The organism is Thermomonospora echinospora (assembly GCF_900108175.1).
GTDB lineage: Bacteria > Actinomycetota > Actinomycetes > Streptosporangiales > Streptosporangiaceae > Thermomonospora > Thermomonospora echinospora.
This window is the reverse complement of record NZ_FNVO01000013.1, coordinates 21,549-38,853: the sequence shown is the minus strand read 5'-3', so window position 1 is coordinate 38,853 and position 17,305 is coordinate 21,549. Positions and strand designations below refer to the sequence as shown.

16 protein-coding genes are annotated in these 17,305 nt (G+C 73.6%); 9 read left to right on the top strand and 7 right to left on the bottom strand.

Annotation, left to right across the window (positions count from 1 at the left end; translation table 11 throughout):
• The first annotated feature begins 118 nt into the window (after positions 1 to 118).
• The gene (gene ggh / locus C4U03_RS25815) at positions 119 to 1,498 is read left to right on the top strand and encodes a glucosylglycerate hydrolase (protein WP_200827471.1); all 1,380 of its coding nucleotides are present in this window, start codon (positions 119 to 121) and stop codon (positions 1,496 to 1,498) included.
• Between the two features lie 62 nt (positions 1,499 to 1,560).
• On the opposite strand, the gene C4U03_RS25810 is transcribed toward ggh, so the two are convergent.
• Together C4U03_RS25810 and C4U03_RS25805 are read right to left on the bottom strand one after the other, a co-directional pair.
• A complete protein-coding gene (locus C4U03_RS25810) occupies positions 1,561 to 1,881 on the bottom strand; it encodes a DUF2795 domain-containing protein (RefSeq protein ID WP_103940971.1) in 321 nt (106 codons plus the stop codon).
• A 185-nt stretch (positions 1,882 to 2,066) separates the two neighbouring features.
• The gene (locus C4U03_RS25805; protein WP_103940969.1) at positions 2,067 to 2,510 is read right to left on the bottom strand and encodes a hypothetical protein; all 444 of its coding nucleotides are present in this window, start codon (positions 2,508 to 2,510) and stop codon (positions 2,067 to 2,069) included.
• Positions 2,511 to 2,684: 174 nt separating this feature from the next.
• Between C4U03_RS25805 and C4U03_RS25800 the strand changes: the two genes are divergently transcribed.
• Positions 2,685 to 3,434 carry a GntR family transcriptional regulator gene (locus C4U03_RS25800; protein ID WP_103940967.1) on the top strand — a complete coding sequence of 250 codons (750 nt, stop codon included), beginning with the start codon at positions 2,685 to 2,687 and terminating at the stop codon, positions 3,432 to 3,434.
• 1 nt (position 3,435) lies between these two features.
• Entirely contained in the window at positions 3,436 to 3,996 is a 561-nt protein-coding gene (locus C4U03_RS25795) for an NUDIX domain-containing protein (RefSeq protein ID WP_235018120.1), read from the top strand.
• An 82-nt stretch (positions 3,997 to 4,078) separates the two neighbouring features.
• On the opposite strand, the gene C4U03_RS25790 is transcribed toward C4U03_RS25795, so the two are convergent.
• The 3 genes from C4U03_RS25790 to C4U03_RS25780 all read right to left on the bottom strand — a co-directional run bounded on the left by C4U03_RS25790 (position 4,079) and on the right by C4U03_RS25780 (position 6,120).
• Complete coding sequence (locus C4U03_RS25790) at positions 4,079 to 4,474, bottom strand: hypothetical protein (RefSeq protein WP_103940963.1); 396 nt, start codon at positions 4,472 to 4,474, stop codon at positions 4,079 to 4,081.
• A gap of 190 nt (positions 4,475 to 4,664) precedes the next feature.
• The gene (locus tag C4U03_RS25785; RefSeq protein WP_103940961.1) at positions 4,665 to 5,264 is read right to left on the bottom strand and encodes a histidine phosphatase family protein; all 600 of its coding nucleotides are present in this window, start codon (positions 5,262 to 5,264) and stop codon (positions 4,665 to 4,667) included.
• A gap of 184 nt (positions 5,265 to 5,448) precedes the next feature.
• A complete protein-coding gene (locus tag C4U03_RS25780) occupies positions 5,449 to 6,120 on the bottom strand; it encodes a winged helix-turn-helix transcriptional regulator (RefSeq protein ID WP_103940959.1) in 672 nt (223 codons plus the stop codon).
• 60 nt (positions 6,121 to 6,180) lie between these two features.
• On the opposite strand from C4U03_RS25780, the gene C4U03_RS25775 reads away from it, so the two are divergent.
• Both C4U03_RS25775 and C4U03_RS25770 read left to right on the top strand, forming a co-directional pair.
• Positions 6,181 to 6,669 (top strand): pyridoxamine 5'-phosphate oxidase family protein, encoded by a 489-nt coding sequence (locus C4U03_RS25775; RefSeq protein WP_103940957.1) that lies wholly within the window; start codon positions 6,181 to 6,183, stop codon positions 6,667 to 6,669.
• Between the two features lie 3 nt (positions 6,670 to 6,672).
• Positions 6,673 to 7,371: an alpha/beta fold hydrolase gene (locus C4U03_RS25770; protein ID WP_103940955.1), complete on the top strand. Its 699-nt coding sequence runs from the start codon at positions 6,673 to 6,675 to the stop codon at positions 7,369 to 7,371.
• A gap of 111 nt (positions 7,372 to 7,482) precedes the next feature.
• Here C4U03_RS25770 and C4U03_RS25765 read toward each other — a convergent pair whose 3' ends face one another.
• The gene (locus C4U03_RS25765; protein WP_235018119.1) at positions 7,483 to 10,047 is read right to left on the bottom strand and encodes a M14 family zinc carboxypeptidase; all 2,565 of its coding nucleotides are present in this window, start codon (positions 10,045 to 10,047) and stop codon (positions 7,483 to 7,485) included.
• Positions 10,048 to 10,222: 175 nt separating this feature from the next.
• Here C4U03_RS25765 and C4U03_RS25760 point away from each other — a divergent pair, with 175 nt between their 5' ends.
• The 4 genes from C4U03_RS25760 (at position 10,223) to C4U03_RS25745 (ending at position 16,148) form a co-directional block, all read left to right on the top strand.
• On the top strand, positions 10,223 to 11,791 hold the full coding sequence (locus C4U03_RS25760) for an MFS transporter (protein ID WP_103940953.1): 1,569 nt from the start codon (positions 10,223 to 10,225) through the stop codon (positions 11,789 to 11,791).
• Positions 11,792 to 11,881: 90 nt separating this feature from the next.
• Positions 11,882 to 12,649 (top strand): SDR family oxidoreductase, encoded by a 768-nt coding sequence (locus C4U03_RS25755; protein WP_103941227.1) that lies wholly within the window; start codon positions 11,882 to 11,884, stop codon positions 12,647 to 12,649.
• A 92-nt stretch (positions 12,650 to 12,741) separates the two neighbouring features.
• The gene (locus tag C4U03_RS25750; protein WP_103940951.1) at positions 12,742 to 13,674 is read left to right on the top strand and encodes a Ppx/GppA phosphatase family protein; all 933 of its coding nucleotides are present in this window, start codon (positions 12,742 to 12,744) and stop codon (positions 13,672 to 13,674) included.
• Positions 13,675 to 13,886: 212 nt separating this feature from the next.
• Complete coding sequence (locus C4U03_RS25745; protein ID WP_103940949.1) at positions 13,887 to 16,148, top strand: protein kinase domain-containing protein; 2,262 nt, start codon at positions 13,887 to 13,889, stop codon at positions 16,146 to 16,148.
• 140 nt (positions 16,149 to 16,288) lie between these two features.
• Here the strand turns inward: C4U03_RS25745 and C4U03_RS25740 are convergent, their stop codons facing one another.
• Positions 16,289 to 17,092, bottom strand: coding sequence for a universal stress protein (locus C4U03_RS25740; RefSeq protein ID WP_103940947.1), 804 nt, complete (start codon positions 17,090 to 17,092; stop codon positions 16,289 to 16,291).
• Between the last annotated feature and the right edge of the window lie 213 nt (positions 17,093 to 17,305).

Genomic DNA, 17,305 nt, shown 5'->3' with positions numbered 1-17,305 from the left:
CCTTGTCACGGAAATGTTGCGCAGTGGTTAAGGGGGGCGAAGCGCATCAGAACGCCGCACGTGGGAAATGTAACCCGTATAAGGTCTGAAGACATACCTTCTAGCACCTCGGACGATCATGACCACTGTGAGCGCGATGCATCCGTCGCCGGCGCCCGCCGCGAGGCTGACCCGCAACCAGACGGCCGCCCGTGCGGCCTACGTGCTGGCCGGCAACGACCGAGGGCGGCTGACGGTCGCCGCGCCCCAGCTCTATCCGCACATGTGGAGCTGGGACGCGGCGTTCATCGCGATCGGCCTGGCGCGGGTGTCGACCGGACGCGCGCTGACCGAACTGGAGACGCTGCTGGCGGCGCAGTGGCGCACCGGCATGGTCCCGCACATCGTGTTCACCGAGGGTGACGCCACCTACGAGCCCGGCCCCCAACGGTGGGCCTGCCGGGAGACCTGCCCGGACGCCCCCGACGGCCCCGCCACCAGCGGGCTGATCCAGCCCCCGGTGCACGGGGTCGCGGTCCGCCGCATCCTGGACGCCGCCCGCACCGCCTCGACCGCCGAGCGGCGCGAGGCCGTGCAGCGGATTCGGGCGCTGTGGCCGGCGCTGCTGGCCTGGCACCGCTACCTGGCCACCCGCCGCGACCCCGACGGCCGCGGGATTTTGACGATCTACCACGGGTGGGAGAGCGGGCTGGACAACTCGCCGCGCTGGGACGCCCCGTACGCGGCGGTGGTCCCGGCGCCGGAGTTCGTCCCGTTCCGCCGGGCCGACCTGCATGCGCTCGGCGCCTTGGGCGGGGCCGCCGCGCAGCGCCCCTCCGATGCCGACTACGCCAAGTACCAGTGGCTGGTGGAGGAGCTGCGCCGGGCCGGCTACGACGACGAGCGGGCGCGCCGCACGCTGAGCTTCCGGATGGGCGACGTGCTCACCAGCGCCCTGTTCGTGGCCGCCAACGAGGAGCTGGCCACCGTCGCCGACGAGCTGGACCTGCCGGGCGTGGACGAGCTGATCGGCTACGCCGACCGCTTCCGCCGCGGGGTCCTGCAGACCGCCGACGAGCGGGGCTTCGCCGCCGACATCGACCTGCGCACCGGGGCCGTGGTACGCACCGAGACCGTCGCCGGGTTCGCGCCGCTGCTGTCCGGCGGGCTCGACCCTGCCCGCCGGCGCGCCTTGGTGGCCACGCTGACCTCGGCCGACTGGTGCGGCCATCCCGGCTTCGCGCACGCCCTGCCGCCCAGCACCAGCCCGAACTCGGCCGCCTTCGACCCGGTGCGGTACTGGCGGGGCCCGCAGTGGCCGCCGGTCACCTGGCTGATGGTCTGGGGCCTGGAACGCTCCGGAGAGCAGGAGACCGCGCACGCCCTGCGTGAGGCCGCACTCGACCAACTCGCCGACGGCCTGTTCGCCGAGTACTACCACCCCTTCACCGGGGAGCCGCTGGGCGCCCGCCCGCAGTCCTGGACCGCCGCCGTCGCGCTGGACCTGCTCGCCGCCTGAGCGGACCGGTGCGCTCGTCGTCCGAGCGGATCGGTGCGCTCGTCGTCTGAGCGGACCGGCGCTTAACGCCGGCGGCGCAGTTCCTCCTCGACCGGCGAGGGGCGGATGGGGATCTCGTGCTCTGACAGCCTGTTCTTGTGCTTGGCCTGGCGGTGCCGCTCGGCGCGCTCGCTCTCGGAGAGGTCGGGGTCGGGGTCCAGCGGCACCGACCGCAGCACCTCCCGGATGTTGGCGTAGTCGGCCGGGGGCAGCGCCGACAGCGCCTGGTCGACGTCGCGGCGGGCGCCCCGGCTGCGGGCGTGCCGGACGATCTCCTCCTTGGCGGCCGGGAAGTCCAGGTCGTTCAGCGCTTCCTTGATCTTCCCGGGGTCACGCAGCTTCATGGTTCCCCCCTTTCCGCCGACCGTGCCCGCATCCGCACCGTTCACACGGCGCCGGGACGGGGGCGCGGCGGCGCGGGGCGTCCGGCCCGCGGTGGGTGTGGGGAACGGAAGCCCGCCGTGCCGCCGCGCGGCTGTGGGACCGGCTCGTGGGTCCGGGTGCGCCGCCCGGCCTCACCGGCCGGCGGTCATGCCGGGCCGGGGCGCCCGCGGTGGCCGCTTTCGGCCTGCGGGTCGGCCAGGCCCAGCGCGACCGCCTCGGGCGGCAGGGGGTCGCCGGCGCGGCCGGTCACCGCATCGAGCAGTGCGTCCCTCGGGCCCCACGCCCAGCGCGGGCAGCCCATCTCCAGCCAGTCGATCGTCCCGGTGGCCGGGTCGAGACACGCGCGGGCGATCAGCCCGTCGTACAGATACCCCAGCCCGGCCACGCCCACGGTGACCCGGTGCACCAGCCCCACCGCACCGGCCGGAGCCTCCAGCAGCGCCTCTCCCAGATGCCGCATCGCCCGGGCGCGGTCGTCGCAGACTCCGCACGCCCCGACCCGGCGGAGATCGTCATGCCGGGTCACCACGGTCCACGAGAACAGCGCGGGGCGCCGGGAAGGTGGCAGGCCCAGGGTGACCATCTCCATTTGGTAGGTCTAAGGTAGGTCCACGGTAGACCTACCAAAAGCAACCGTCCATGGGAACGCGCAAGTCCATGAAATGACCGTCATTCGGTCGGCCGGAACCGGCCAATGGTCGGGTTATGGTGGTCGGCAAAGCACGGTACCCCTCCAGGCCAGAGCGTGGGAGATCACGTCGGAATGCCGAGACCACCCGCTAGGGCGCAGGCGATCACCAACGCCCTGGCCGCCCGGATCGTCGAGGGCGAGTTGGCGCCCGGCTCCTGGCTGCCGTCCGAGCGCGAGTTGGCCGGGCAGTTCGCCGCCGACCGCTCCACGGTGCGCCGGGCGGTGCGCATGCTGGCCGACCAGGGACTGGTGGTGGTGCATCCCGGGACCGGCACCCAGGTCCGCGCCACCGGGCCGGTGCGGCGCGCGGCCGCCGACATCACCCGCCAGGTGGGCGGGTGGCGAGGCTTCCACGTCTCGGCCCGGCAGGACGGGCGCGAGCCGTTCACCCGCACCACCGTGAGCGAGGTCGCCGCCGACGCCGCGCTGGCTCGGTGGCTGGCGGTGCCCGTCGGCACCACCGTGCTGCGGCGCGCCCGCGTGCAGGGCGTGGTGGGGGAGCCGCCGGTGCAGACCGCCATCACCTGGGTGATCATGGACGTGGTGGCGCAGCTTCCGGTGCTGCGCCAGGTCGACACCGGGCCGGGCGGGATCTACTCCCGGCTGGAGGAGCTCGGCTACCGGATGCTGTTCGAGGAGAGCGTCACCTGCCGGCCGCCGCGCCCGGATGAGTGCGACATCCTGCAGATCACCGCCGATCAGCCGGTTCTGACCCTGTGGCGGCGCGGTTATGACCACAATGACCGCATCGTGGAGGTCACCCACCGGGTGGTGGTGGGCGACCGGCACGAGCTCATCTACCGGTACGGATCGGGGGTCTGAGGTGCGGCACGGCGACGAGCAGGTCATCCGGCGGCTCGACTCCCGGATCGTGTACCGCAATCGGTGGATGACGGTGCGCGAGGACCGCATCGAGCGACCCGACGGCTCGCCCGGAATATACGGCGTAGTCGAAAAGCCGGATTTCGCCTTGGTCATTCCGGCCGAGAACGGTGGGTTCCATCTGGTCGAGGAATACCGCTATCCGGTCGGGCGGCGCACCTGGAGCTTCCCGCAGGGCACCTTTCCCGACGGCGCGGACGGCGACCCCGAACTGCTGGCCCGCACCGAGCTGGCCGAGGAGACCGGGCTGCGCGCCGGACGGCTGGAACACCTAGGCCACCTGCACTGCTCGCACGGCACCAGCGGTCAGGGCTTCAACGTCTTCCTGGCCACCGACCTGGTCGCCGGGGAGCACGCCCGCGAGCACGAGGAGCAGGACATGCGGCAGCGGTGGTTCTCCCGCGGGGAGTTCTGGGAGCTGGTCGCCGCCGGCCGCATCACCGACGACTCCACCCTGGCGGCCTACGCCCTGCTGATGCGTCACGAGGGCACGGCCCGCTGACGCGGCGCCCGCGCCGGCGGTGCGCCGCGGTCTTCGCCGGCCCCGGGACGGCTGCCCGGGACACGGCGTCAGACACGACGGGTCACTCGGGCCGATCCGACGGGCGCCGCTCGGCGTCCGTGTCGGGGATGACCTGGGCTCCCCCCACCTCCTGGCCGACCCGGCCCTTGGAAGGGACCTGTGGCACCGGCTCCGGACGGAACTCGTCGACGTAGGCGCCGCCCTTGTCCGGCACTCCGGCGCCACGGGCGATCTCCGGGTCGCGCCCGCCCCGGCCGTGCTCGCGTGACTCGTCCCGCGGCCGCTCGTCGCCGCCGGACAGCCGGTCGGCCGGATCGGGCCCGGCCGCGGGCAGGGATTCGGCCACCCCTCCAGCCTGCTCGGCGGGGTTGTGCTCGGCCGCGGCGTCCGACGCCTCGGTCACCGAACCGGCCGAGCCCGGGGTGTCGTCGATGCGCTGGCTGCTGGATTCGGTCATGCGCCGTCCCTGCCCCCGCCACGGGGACCTATGCGCTATGGCTTCAGCGTGCGGGAGCTATGCGCCGGGGCTCTAGCGTGCGGGACCTATGCGCTATGGCTTCAGCGTGCGGGACCTATGCGCCGGGGCTCTAGCGTGCGGGACCTATGCGCCATGGCTCTAGCGTCCGGGACCTATGCGCCGGGGCGGATCAGGGCAGCGGGGTGTTCAGGGCGACCAGCCCCGCGTCCGTCCCGTCGATCACCAGCTCCGCCGGCGCGCAGTTGCGCAGCTGCGGGAACACGGTGCGGTAGCGGGACAGCGGGACGCCCAGCAGCGAGCACAGCACCAGCCGCAGCAGCGTGTTGTGCGCCACGACCAGCACCCGGCCCCCGGGGTGATGGGCGGCGATGCGCCGCAGCGCGGCGGTCCCGCGTACGGCGGCCAGGCGCGGGTCCTCCGCGCCCGGGAACGCGCTGGCCACGGGATCGGCGCGGAAGGCGGCGGCCTGCTCGGGCGGCAGCTCCGACAATGTGCGGCCCTCGGCGGCGCCGAAGCAGACCTCGGTCAGCCCGGCGTCCACGGTGACCGGTAGGTCCAGCGCCTGGGCGGCGGGCGCGGCGGTGGCCCGCGCCCGGCTCAGCGGCGAGGCCCACACCGCGTCCAGTTCGGCCTTCTGTGCCCAGACCGCCAGCCGCGCGGCCTGGTCGTGGCCGCGTTCGGTCAGCGCCACGTCGCTGACCCCGGCATAGCGGTTGTCGGCGTGCCACACCGTCTCACCGTGCCGGACCAGGAACAAGGTCGTGCTCACGCCGCGTTCCCCCGTCGTCTCTCGTTCGCCACCCGCGTCCGCGCGCTCGCCGCCTCGGCGGACGGCCGGCACCGCCCTGCTGAGCGCGGCGTCGGCGTGCTCGGCATGCGTGCCGGGCGGCCCGGCACGTCGGCGCGCATTTCGCACCAGTATGCGGGGCGCACGGCCTTTTCGGCGGCGTGTTCTACGCGCCGGTGCCGGAGGGAACGGTCGCCGGGCGGGGAAAGAGCGTGACGAAGCGTTCGACCAGCCGCCGGTCGCCGTCGAGCCGTACGTCGCCGGCCTCCAGCGCCGCGGCGAGCGGACGGCCCTTGAACACCAGCGACCTGAGGACGCCGACGCCGGACTCGATGACGGCGCCGGGGCGTTCGGGGGCTCTCCGGGAGATCTCCAGACGGCCGCCGGCGATCCGGACTTCGAACACGTCGTCGTCCAGCCGTACCGCCAGCACGGCGTCCAGATCGCCGGCGACGCGGGCGTCGAACAGCGTCATCATGGCGATGACCAGCGCGTCGGCGCTCAGCTCGGCATCGGAACCGAGCGGGGCGCGGCTGCCCCAGAAGGCCAGCCCCAGCAGCACGGGCTCAAGGTCGCGGCCCCACTCGGTCAGCTCGTAGACCCACGCCCCAGCGGGCGGCCCGAGCCGGCGCCGCCGCACGACGCCCTTGGCGGTGAGCTCGCGCAGCCGGTGCGACAGCACGTTCTGGCTTGCACCGGGCAGCCCCCGGTGCAGGTCGGAGAACCGCTTGGGGCCCAGCAGCAGTTCGCGCACCACCAGCAGCGCCCACCGCTCGCCGACCACGTCGAGGGCGCGGGCGATCCCGCACGGATCGTGATAGCTGCGATCGACCGGCATGTTCGGCAGTCTATCCCTTCGAACTTGTGTTCCAGGAGCAAGTACTCCTAGTTTAGGAGCATGACTTCGGAGCTGATGGACCTGCCACAGGGCGACGTGCGCCTGCTGGGCAGCGAGGTGGCCGGACGGCTGCTGGCCTCCACGGAACTGGCCCGCCTGGCGTACGTGGCCGCCGACGGCACGCCGCGGGTGTTCCCGATGATGTTCCACTGGAACGGAGAGGAGATCGTCATGGCGACGTTCGGCGGCGCTCACAAGATCCCCGCGCTGCGGGCCAGGCCCGACGTCGCCCTCACCGTCGACACCCCCGGGCCTCCGCCGGACGTGCTGCTGATCCGGGGGCGGGCACAGGTCACCGACGTGGCCGGGGTCGTCCCGGAGTACGGGCTGATCCATCGCCGCTACTTCGGCGAGGAACAGGCCGCCGCCACGGTCGCCGAGATCGACCGGCCCGGCCTGACGATGGCGCGGATCGCCGTCCGCCCGACCTGGGCCGGGGTGCTGGACTTCCAGACCCGGGTCCCCCGGGCGCTGGCGGAGAGGAGCTGACGGATGGCGACGTACGTGCTGATCCCCGGTGCCGGGGGCGAGTCCTGGTACTGGCATCGCGTCGTCCCGCTGCTGCGGGCGCGGGGACATGACGTGGTCGCGCCCGACCTGCCCGCCGACGACGACTCGGCCGGGTTCGCCGAGTACACCGACGTCGTGGTGGACGCGATCGGCGACCGCACCGGCCTGGTCGTGGTGGGCCAGTCGATGGGCGGGTTCGTCGCGCCGATGGTCTGCGCGAGGGTGCCCGTCGACCTGATGGTGCTGGTGGCCGCGATGGTGCCCGTGCCGGGCGAGTCCGGCGGCCAGTGGTGGGCCAACACCGGCCAGGAGCGGGCCATGCGGCAGATGGCCGAGCGGGAGGGTCGGGCGCTCGGCGAGGGGTTCGACCCGAGGGACGTCTTCTTCCACGACGTGCCGCCGGACGTGACGGCCGAGGCGATGAAGGGCGGGCGCCGGCAGTCGGACACCCCGTTTGAAAAGCCCTGGCCGCTGGACGCCTGGCCCGACGTGCCGACCAGGTTCCTGCTGTGCCGCCACGACCGGCTCTTCCCGGCCGAGTTCCAGCGGCGCGTCGTGCGGGAACGGCTGGGGATCGTTCCCGACGAGATCGACAGCGGTCACCTGCCCGCGCTGGCCCGCCCCGAGGCACTGGCCGAGCGGCTGGAGGCGTACCGGGCCGAGGCGCTCACCGGAGCCTGACCGAAGGCCCGCGGCCCGGCCCCCGGAGGGGGACCGGGCCGCGGGTGCGGGTCGGGCGACCGCAGGGGCTCCGGTTTCCGGCCTCAGAGGCCGGAAACCGGAGGCGACGGGTCAGCCGTCCTGGCCCGCCGTCACCGACGTCCAGTACAGCGACCGCGCCACCTGCGGGAACAGGCCCTTGGGGTGGTTGCGGAACATCGGCTCGGTGCCGAACAGCACCACCGCCGCGCCCCGCTCGTCCACACCGCGCACGACCGCCGCCTGGCCGGCCGCCGCGTTCGGGCCGCCGGTGCCGTTGGCGTTCGCCCGCCAGTGCCCGGCGATCAGCGGTGCCTGCCCGTCGAACCGCTGCTCCACCGTCACCTCGGGGCCGAGGCCGGTGAACCAGCGCGGCGAGTAGACGAACGAGTACGGCGCCGAGCCGCTGGTGATCGGGCCGCCGGCGTTCGCCACCGACACCGTGCCGTTGGCGTCACTGCGGCCGGCCACCGCGGTGGCGGTCAGCAGCCCGGCGGCGGAGTTGAACGTCGCGCCCGTGCTGCCACGGGTGACCACGCCGCCCCTGGCCAGGAACCCGTTGAGCGCGGTACGGGCGGCCTCGTTGAGCTGCGCGTAGTTCAGCCCGCTGGAGACGTACAGCACGTCCACGCCGCTCCAGTCGAACCCGGCGTTCAGCGTGGCGGTGGAGACCGGCGTCACGGTGAAGCCCATCTCCTGCAGGGTGTAGACGTCGTCGGCGCTGCCCGCCGCGGCGACGTTCAGCTTGCGCAGCGGCGCGACGCCCTTGCCGGCCGCCTTGGTGAACTGCACCCCGTAGCGGTCCGCGACGGTGCGCGCGGCCGACCGGGCCGAGGCCGGGATCACCACGCCGCCGTCGGCGGTCCACTGGGCCTTGACGCCCTGGCCGAGCAGGTCGTTGAGGGCGCTGACCTCCTTGGGGTCGTCCAGCCGCAGGCCCAGGTCCCCGGACGGGGCCACCGAGCCGCTCGGGGCGGCCGCCGACACCTGCGTGGCCTTCACCCCGCGCAGGTCGCCCGACCGGACCGGGTCGACCGTGGCGCCCCACAGGTGGGACAGGCTCCAGCCGGAGATGTCGTACATGGCGTCGACGCGCGGGCTGATGTCGGCGCCCGCCTCCAGCAGGACGTTGGCCATGCCGCGCTTGGGCTGGTGCATGTCGACCACGTAGGAGCCGGCCGGGTAGCTCTTGCCGCCCAGCGTGAACGCCTTGGTCGAGCGCTGCACCCGCACGTCGTTGGCGATCAGGTGGTCCACCAGCCGGGCGGCGGCCGGCGCCGAGCGCTGCCCCTGCCCGGACGGGATCACGTACGCGCGCGGGAACGTGGTGTTGTAGACGTCCTCGGGGCCGAAGCCGGGCACGATCCCGAGCGGCACCTCCTTGGAGGCCTCACCGGCCGCGCCCCGCCGGAACATCTCGATCTGGTCGGCCACCAACTGCTCGCCGCGCTGCTGGACGAACGACAGCGCGCCGTCCATCGCCGCCGCCGCGATATCGGTGTTGATCTTGGAGCGGCGACGTAGCTCGTCCACCGGCTGGCTGGTGTAGTCGGCGTTGTTGACCCGCAGCGGGATCTCGATGGTGTGCGAGGCCACCGCGCCGTGGAACGGGGCGTACTGCGGAGTGAAGATCGGCGGCCAGTCGTCCCAGCCCTCGTCCCAGTCGCGGAAGGGGATCTGCGGCGGGTTCACCCCGTCGGCCTCGGGCGTGTACCCGAGCGCCTTGATCGCGGCCTCCATGCCCAGGCCGTTGGCGTAGGCGTTCTTGATGAACAGGTCGTACTCGTAGTTCTGGCCGTGCGGCGGGGTGGTCGGCTCGACCAGCGTGCCGTTGACGTAGCCGTGCAGGTCCAGCATCACCACCGGCTGGGTGTCGATCATGACCTGCCGCATCGACCGCACCTCCGGCTGCGAGCCGGTGATGAAGTCGCGGTTCATGTCGAACCCGGCCCCGTTGGCGCGGGTGTTGTTGACCCGGCCGTCGGGGTTGGCGGTGACGTTGAAGTACAGCCGGCTCTTGGCCAGCAGCCGCTTGGTCTGCGCGTCCTTGGCGGTGGCCAGCCGCTCGATGGTGCGCAGCGCGGCGTCGGTGCCCTCCCACTCGTTGCCGTGGATGTTGTTGTTGATGAAGACCGGAGCCTTGTAGCTCCGCTTGATCAGCGGGTTCCGGGCGGCCTTGGCCGGGTCGTTCTCGATCTGCGTGCGCATCGCGGCCTGCGCCTTGGCCTGGACGCTGCTCTCCGGCTCGGTCACCGTGACCAGGTACAGCTCGCGGCCCTGGTGGCTGCGGCCGATGACCTCCACGCTGATGCGGTCGCTGCGCTTCTGCAGCTCGTTCAGCTTGGGCGCGATGGCGTGGTAGGGGGTCAGGCCCAGCTTGATGGCGGCGTCGGAGGTGTTCTCCGCCGGCTCGGCCAGCGTGGTCCGTCGGGGGTAGCCGCGCTCCAGCTGCCAGGGGAAGCGGCTGAGATCGGCGCCCTGCCGCCGCTTGAGCGCGGAACCGGCGACGGTGTTGCGCTCGGGCCCGTTGCCGAAGTCGCGGACGGCCGGCGGCTTGCGGCGGGGCTCGGGATCGGCCGCGGCCGGGGCCGTCAGGGGGACGGCCAGGGCGGCGGCCAGCGCGCCCCCGAGAAGGGGATATGCGAGACGTCTTCTCACCAGGAGACCTCCAGGAGGGTTTCTCCTGGTATCTACCGTTGTTGATCAGGTGCGACAAGAGTTTGGAACGTGACGATTGGGTCGCATGTTTGTGGGGATACGTCCGGTTCCTCCGGGTGCACCGTCCCGGAACGGGCCTTGAGGTCAACCTTGGTCGAGGTTCTACGTTCGGATCATGAACGAGGACACGACCTCCCGGGCCGGCCGGCGGGAGTGGATCGGCCTGGCCGTGCTGATCCTGCCGACCCTGCTGATCTCCATCGACGTCACGGTGATGCACCTGGCCCAGCCCGCGCTCAGCGCCGACCTGCGGCCGAGCAGCGCGCAACTGCTGTGGATCAACGACGCCTATGGTTTCCTGATCGCCGGTTTCCTGATCACCATGGGCGCGCTCGGCGACCGCTTCGGCCGCCGCCGGGTGCTGCTGACCGGAGGCGTCGCCTTCGGGCTGGCCTCGGTGCTGGCCGCCTACGCCCCCAGCGCCGAACTGCTCATCGCGGCGCGGGCGCTGCTGGGGGTGACGGGCGCGACGCTGATGCCCGCCACGCTGTCGCTGATCCGCACCATGTTCCACGACCCGGCGCAGCGCACCGTCGCCATCGGCCTGTGGCTGATCGGCTTCAGCGGCGGCATGGTGATCGGCCCGCTGGTCGGCGGGGTCCTGCTGGAGAACTTCTGGTGGGGCTCGGTGTTCCTGCTGGGCGTACCGGTGATGGCGCTGCTGGCGGCGGTGGGGCCGGTGCTGCTGCCGGAGTCGCGTGATCCCGCTCCGGGGCGCATCGACCCGGCCAGTGTGCTGCTCTCGCTGACCGGCGTGATCGCGACGGTCTACGGGCTGAAGGAGATCGCCGCCTACGGCCCCGGCACGGTGCCGGTGCTGGCGCTGGCCGGCGGGCTCGTACTCGCGGTGCTGTTCGTCCGCCGGCAGCGCGGGGCCGAGTCCCCGCTGCTGGATCTGGGGCTGTTCGCCGAACGCCGGTTCAGCGTCTCGCTCGGCATTCTGCTGCTGGTGGTCCTGGCCGGGCCCGGCCTCGGGATGCTCAACGCCCAGTATCTGCAGCTGGTGCTGGGTCTGAGCCCGCTGCAGGCCGGCCTGTGGATGCTGCCGCAGACGGTCGCGGTCATCGCGGGCTTCGTGGCCTCGCCCGCGCTGGCCCGCCGCATCCGCCCCGGCACGGTGGCCGCGGTCGGGCTGGCGGTGGGCTCGCTGGGGGTGGCCCTGATGACCCAGGCCGGGGTCGACTCCGGCCCGGTCGTCCTGGTGACCGGGCACACCCTGTTCTTTCTCGGCGCCTCCCCGCTGCTGGTGCTGGGCACCGACATGATCATCGCGGCGGCGCCGGCGGAACGGGCGGGCTCGGCCGCGGCGCTGTCGGAGACCGCCCAGGAGTTCGGCGGCGCGCTCGGCCTGGCGGTGTTCGGCAGCATCGCCGCCGCCGTCTACCGCGCCGGGACCGACGCCCCCGCCGGCGTTCCCGAACGGGCGGCCGAACAGGCCCGCGACACCCTGGGCGGTGCGGCGGCGGTCGCCGAACGGCTGCCCGGCGACCTCGGCGCGGCCCTGCTCGGCACCGCCCGCGAGGCGTTCGTCGGCGGCCTGCACGCCGCCGCCGCGGTCGCCACGGTGCTGATCGCGGCCGCCGCCGTGCTGTCGGCGGTGCTGCTGCGCCACGTCCCCCCGATCTCCGCGGCGCCGTCCTCGGAGGACAAGGAGCAGGACCGGACGCCCGAGCCCGCGGGGTAGCGTCGCCGCACGCCCAGCCCCCACCCCGCCGCCGAGGGGATCCCGGCTACCGGCAGAATGCCGGTCGGACCCGTCGACGTGGGAGGAAGCGTGGAGCTGTTCGATCTGTCCGGCAAGGTGGCCGTCGTCACCGGCGGCACTCGCGGCATCGGCCTGATGATGGCACGCGGCCTGCTCCAGGCCGGGGCGCGCGTGTACATCAGCTCCCGCAAGCCCGACGCCTGCGCGCAGGCCGCCACGGAGCTGTCGCAGTACGGCCAGGTCACCCCCATCCCGGCCGACCTGTCCACCGAGGAGGAATGCCTGCGGCTGGCCCGCGAGATCGCCGAATCCGAGCAGGCCGTCCACGTCCTGGTCAACAACGCGGGCGCCACCTGGGGTGCGCCGCTGGAGGAGTTCCCGGCGTCCGCCTGGGACAAGGTGCTGGACCTCAACCTCAAGGCGCCGTTCTTCCTCACCCGCGCGTTCCTGCCGCTGCTGGAGGCGGCCGCCACCGCCGACGACCCGGCCCGCGTCGTCAACGTCGGCAGCATCGACGGCCTGCACGTTCCCGCCCTGCCCACCTACTCGTACTCGGCGAGCAAGGCCGGCCTGCACCACCTGACCCGGGTGCTGGCCCGCGAGCTGGGCCCCCGCGGCATCACCGTGAACGCCGTGGCGCCCGGCCCGTTCGAGTCCAAGATGATGGCCGCCACGCTGGACGCCTTCGGCGAGGAGATCGCCGCAATGGCCCCGCTGCGCCGCATCGGGCGTCCCGACGACATGGCGGGCGTCGCGGTGTACCTGGCGAGCCGGGCCGGTGCCTACGTCACCGGCGCGGTGATCCCGGTGGACGGGGGACTGGGCACCACGGTGTGATCGTCAGGGGTCGGTCCGGGTGGCGCCGGGGTGTCCCGATTGAGACCGGTCGGCGAACTTCCGGCTTCCGGGCGTCCGATAGCGTCGTCGGCATGCGACTCGGTGTGCTGGACGTGGGTTCGAACACGGTGCATCTGCTGGTGGTGGACGCGCATCGCGGGGCACGCCCGCTGCCGGCGTACTCCCACAAGGAGGAGATGCGCCTGGCCGCCCACATCGAGGACGGCCGGCTCACCGAGGAGGGCGAGGCGCGGCTGCTGAGCTTCGTCCGCGAGGCCCTGCGGATGGCCGAGGACAAGGGCGTGGAGGACCTGCTGGCCTTCGCCACCTCCGCGGTACGTGAGGCCGACAACGGCGAGGAGGTGCTGGCCCGCGTCAACGCCGCCACCGGCGCCGACCTGCAGGTGCTGCCCGGCGACGAGGAGGCCCGGCTGACCTTCCTGGCGGTCCGCCGCTGGTACGGCTGGTCGTCGGGACGGCTGCTGGTGGTCGACATCGGCGGCGGCTCGCTGGAGATCGCCTCCGGCATCGACGAGGCCCCCGACGTGGCGATCTCGCTGCCGCTGGGCGCCGGCCGGCTGACCCGCGACCGGCTGGGCGCCGACCCGCCGTCCGCCGAGGAGCTGCGCGAGCTGCGCCGGTACGTGCGCGCCGAGATCGCCCGCCGGGTCGGCGAGGTCGCCCGGTACGGGCCGCCCGACCACGCGGTGGCCACCTCCAAGACCTTCCGGCAACTGGCCCGGATCGCCGGCGCCGCCCCCTCCACCGAGGGCCCGCTGGTCAGGCGGGTGCTGCGGCACGGCGACCTGGTCGAGTGGAGCGAGAAGCTGGCGCGGATGAAGGCCCGGGAACGCGCCGAGCTGCCCGGCGTCTCCGAGCAGCGGGCCCCCCAGCTGCCCGCCGGGGCGATCGTCGCGGACGCGGCCATGGACCTGTTCGGCGTCGAGGAGCTGGAGGTCTGCCCCTGGGCGCTGCGCGAGGGCGTAATCCTGCGGCGCCTGGACACCATCACCGGCGACACCTGAGCCGCCCCGCCGGTTCCGGCCCCCGCGCCGTGCGCCGGGTCCGCGGTGCCGCCCGTCCCGGTGATCTTCCGGTGGGCGCCCGTGAACCAATGGCGGGCCGGACCCATCTACCGATTCGATGACATTGGCCGCCCGGGCGCCTCGGCCCGCTGTGGATCGGGCGCGCGGGCGGTAGTTTGCGGGGAAGCGGGCTCCGGAGAGGTGGGTCGACCTTGAACAGCCGGCGGGATACGGGGTCACAGTCGGCGTCCGCACGCGCGCTCGGTCCAGGTGACCCCTCGCGCATCGGCGCCTACGTCCTGGAGGCCAAGCTCGGCGAGGGCGGCATGGGCGCGGTCTACCTCGGCCGGCGCGAGGGCGGGCCGCAGGTCGCGGTGAAGGTGGTGCGCGGCGAACTGGCCGGCGACCCGGCGTTCCTGGCCCGGTTCCGCGACGAGGTGACCAACGCCCAGCGAGTGGCGTCCTTCTGCACCGCGCAGGTGCTCGACCACGGCCAGGAGGACGGCCGTGCCTACATGGTCACCGAGTACATCGAGGGCCCCTCCCTCCTGGAGCACGTCTCCGAGCACGGCGCGCTGTCGCCCGGCCTGCTCAACGGAGTCGCGGTCGGGGTCGCCGCGGCGCTGCTGGCCATCCACTCCGCCGGGCTGGTGCACCGCGACCTCAAGCCCAGCAACGTGCTGCTGTCCATCTCCGGCCCCCGGGTGATCGACTTCGGCATCGCGCGGGCGCTGGACGAGGCCGCCGGTCACACCCGGACCGGGCAGGTGATCGGCAGTCCCGGCTGGATCGCCCCCGAGCAGATCCTGAACCAGTCGATCACCCCGGCGGTGGACGTGTTCGCCTGGGGCTGCCTGGTGGCCTTCGCCGGCAGCGGCCGCAACCCGTTCGGCACCGGCACCTTCCAGGTCATGGCGGCCCGCGTGGTGCACGCCGAGCCCGAGATCGGCCCGCTGTCCGAGCCGCTGGCCGGGCTGGTGCGCCGGGCGCTGGACAAGGACCCGGCCAACCGGCCCACCGCGCAGGAACTGCTGCTGTCCCTGGCCGGAGGCGGCGGTGAGGCCGCCGTGACCACCACGCTGCACGAGGCGTGGCCCGAGGACCTGGCCGAGCCGGAGCCGCAGGAGGACGGCCGTCCAGACGGCGGACCCGCCGAGGCCCCGCACGCGGCGGACGCGCACGCCCCCGCCGCGGCCGGTACGGCACCGGCCGTCGCCGAGACCACCGCCGACTCCAGGCCGCCGGTCCCCGGGACACGCCCGGTGCACGCACCGGGACGTCCGTCCGGTGAGGCGCCCGCCGAAGCAACCCTCCATGTTCCGCAGACCCCACCCAGCCCGCTGCCCGAGACCCGGCCTGCGCAGATGCCCGGCCCGGCGCCGGTGCCCATGCCGCCGCCCGGTCCGCGGCCCTCGTTCCCGCCGGGACCGGGACAGTCCCCGGCCCACGCGGCGCAGACGGAGTGGATGGACGCCGAGGCGCCGACCGGACCCGCCGCCCGGGGGCGGCGCGGGAAGCCGCTGCTGGCCACCGTCGCCGGCGTGGTGGCCCTCACCGCCGCTGTGGCCGTCGGGCTGTACGCCCTGCAGGACGACGGCGCCAAGAGGAACGCCTCCGGCTCCGCCTCCGGGCCGCCCACCGACACGATGCTGGTCCGTGTCGACTACGCGCCCGGCTGGGCCAAGGAGTGCCACGCCCGGGTCGGCAGCCTGACCCCGGGCGGCACCGTCGCCTCGGCCCGGGAACTGCTGCCGGGGGAGGGGTGCGACGTCCTGCCGCAGTGGTCGCCCGATCGCAAGCAGATCGCCTTCACCCGATGGGACGGCGGCGCGACGTCCGAGGTCTGGGTGATGAACGCCGACGGCAGCGGCCCCCGGCGGGTGGTGAGCGGTATCGCGCCCAGAAGCCGGGTCGCCTGGTCGCCCGAGGGCGACCGGATCGCCGCGATGGTGAAGGTCGGCGGCGTCTCGCAGTTGCACGTCGCCGACGTGCGCACCGGCCGGACCGTCCCGCTCACCGACGACCCGCAGCCCAAGGACGACCCCACCTGGTCCCGGGAGAACGGCAAGATCGCGTTCTGGAGCAGGCGGGACGGCTCGCAGCAGCTGTACTGCCTGGATCCGGAGCACCCGGACCGCGCGTGGACGCAGGTCACCACCTCGCGGATCGCACCGAACGGCGCCAACGACCCGATCTGGTCGCCCGACGGCGACCAGTTGGCGTTCACCCTGATGAACGGTGAGGGCAAGACCTCGGACATCGCGGTGGTGGACGCCGACGGCGATGGCTACCGGCAGCTCACCACCGACCCGGCCCATGAGATGGACCCGAGCTGGTCGCCGGACGGCACGTGGCTGGCCTTCGTGCGCGGCCCGGTGCCCATGCCGCAGATCTGGGCCATGCCGGTGGACCGGGGCGAGTCCGGGGCACGCCAGATCGGGCCGTCCTCGGTCGGCCACCCGGCCTGGTCCTGACGCCCGCGCCTCCCGGCCGGGCGGCGCCGGGGCGTTCCCGGTGGAGCCGGCGTTCGCGAGGCCGGGCGCGCACCGTCCCGGCGCGGACGCGCCCCGAACGGGACGCGGACGGGGCGCGGACCTAGACCGGGCCGTTTCAGTCAGTTGCGGCCGCGTGGCAGTACGGCGACCGGGCAGGGGGCCGCGCGCAGCACTTTCAGCGCCACCTCGCCCAGGAAGACGCGGTGCACCGCGGAGTCCTCGCTGCTCGCGCAGACCAGGAGTTCGCCGTCCTCCCAGTCCGTGCGGGCCAGGGCCGCGGCCACGTCGCCGCCCTCAGCAAGCGCGGTCTGGACGGCCGAGGGCTCCAGGCCGGAGTTTCCGGCCGCCACCGGGACGGCGAGGGCCAGGTCGTCGCGGAGCCGCCCGGAGTCGGCCTCGTCCAGCGCCAGGGTGAGCAGCCGGAGCGGGACGCCCAGCCGTGCGGCGGCGACGGCGGTCCGCTCGACCGCCTCGTCGCACTGGGGGCGGCGCACGTAGGCGACGGTGATGCGCTGGAGCCGCTCGGGAGGGGTGTAGCCGGCCGGCGTGATCAGCACCGCCTCGGAGGAGGCGTGCAGCAGATGGTCGGCGGCCGAGCCGATGGTGATCTGGCCGCGGGCGCCGCCGGCGGCCGAGCCGATGACGATGAGGTCGGCGCCCACCTTCCCGGCGAGCACCGACAGGCCGCGCCCCACGCCCCGGCTCTCCTGCGCGAGATAGTCGGCGGGCTCCTCGTCGAGGAGGCCGGCGGCCTGTCTGAGCGTCGTGCCCGCCTCGGCGGCCGCCCCGGCCCGGCCCGGGGGATGCACCGTGGCGACGGTCAGCCGGCCGCCGGTGAGCGCCACGATCGCCCGGGCGCACTCCAGCGCCTCGCGTCCCCCGGAGTCATCGCTGTAACCAGTGAGAACGTGCTCCCCGATCATAGGCGGGAGCATGCCCACCGGCGATGCACCCACGCGCCCCGGTGTCCGGCGAGGGCGGCGGGCGAAAGCTCATTGCCCTGTGGCGTGTGACGTTGTTTTCGGTGGTGAGAGAGGGCCGACAATGCGGGAACGGCGTCGGTGGACCGGTAACATTACGCAGATGGGCATAAATAGGCGATAAGCGCTCGCTGTGGTGTGTCCGGCTGCCTACCA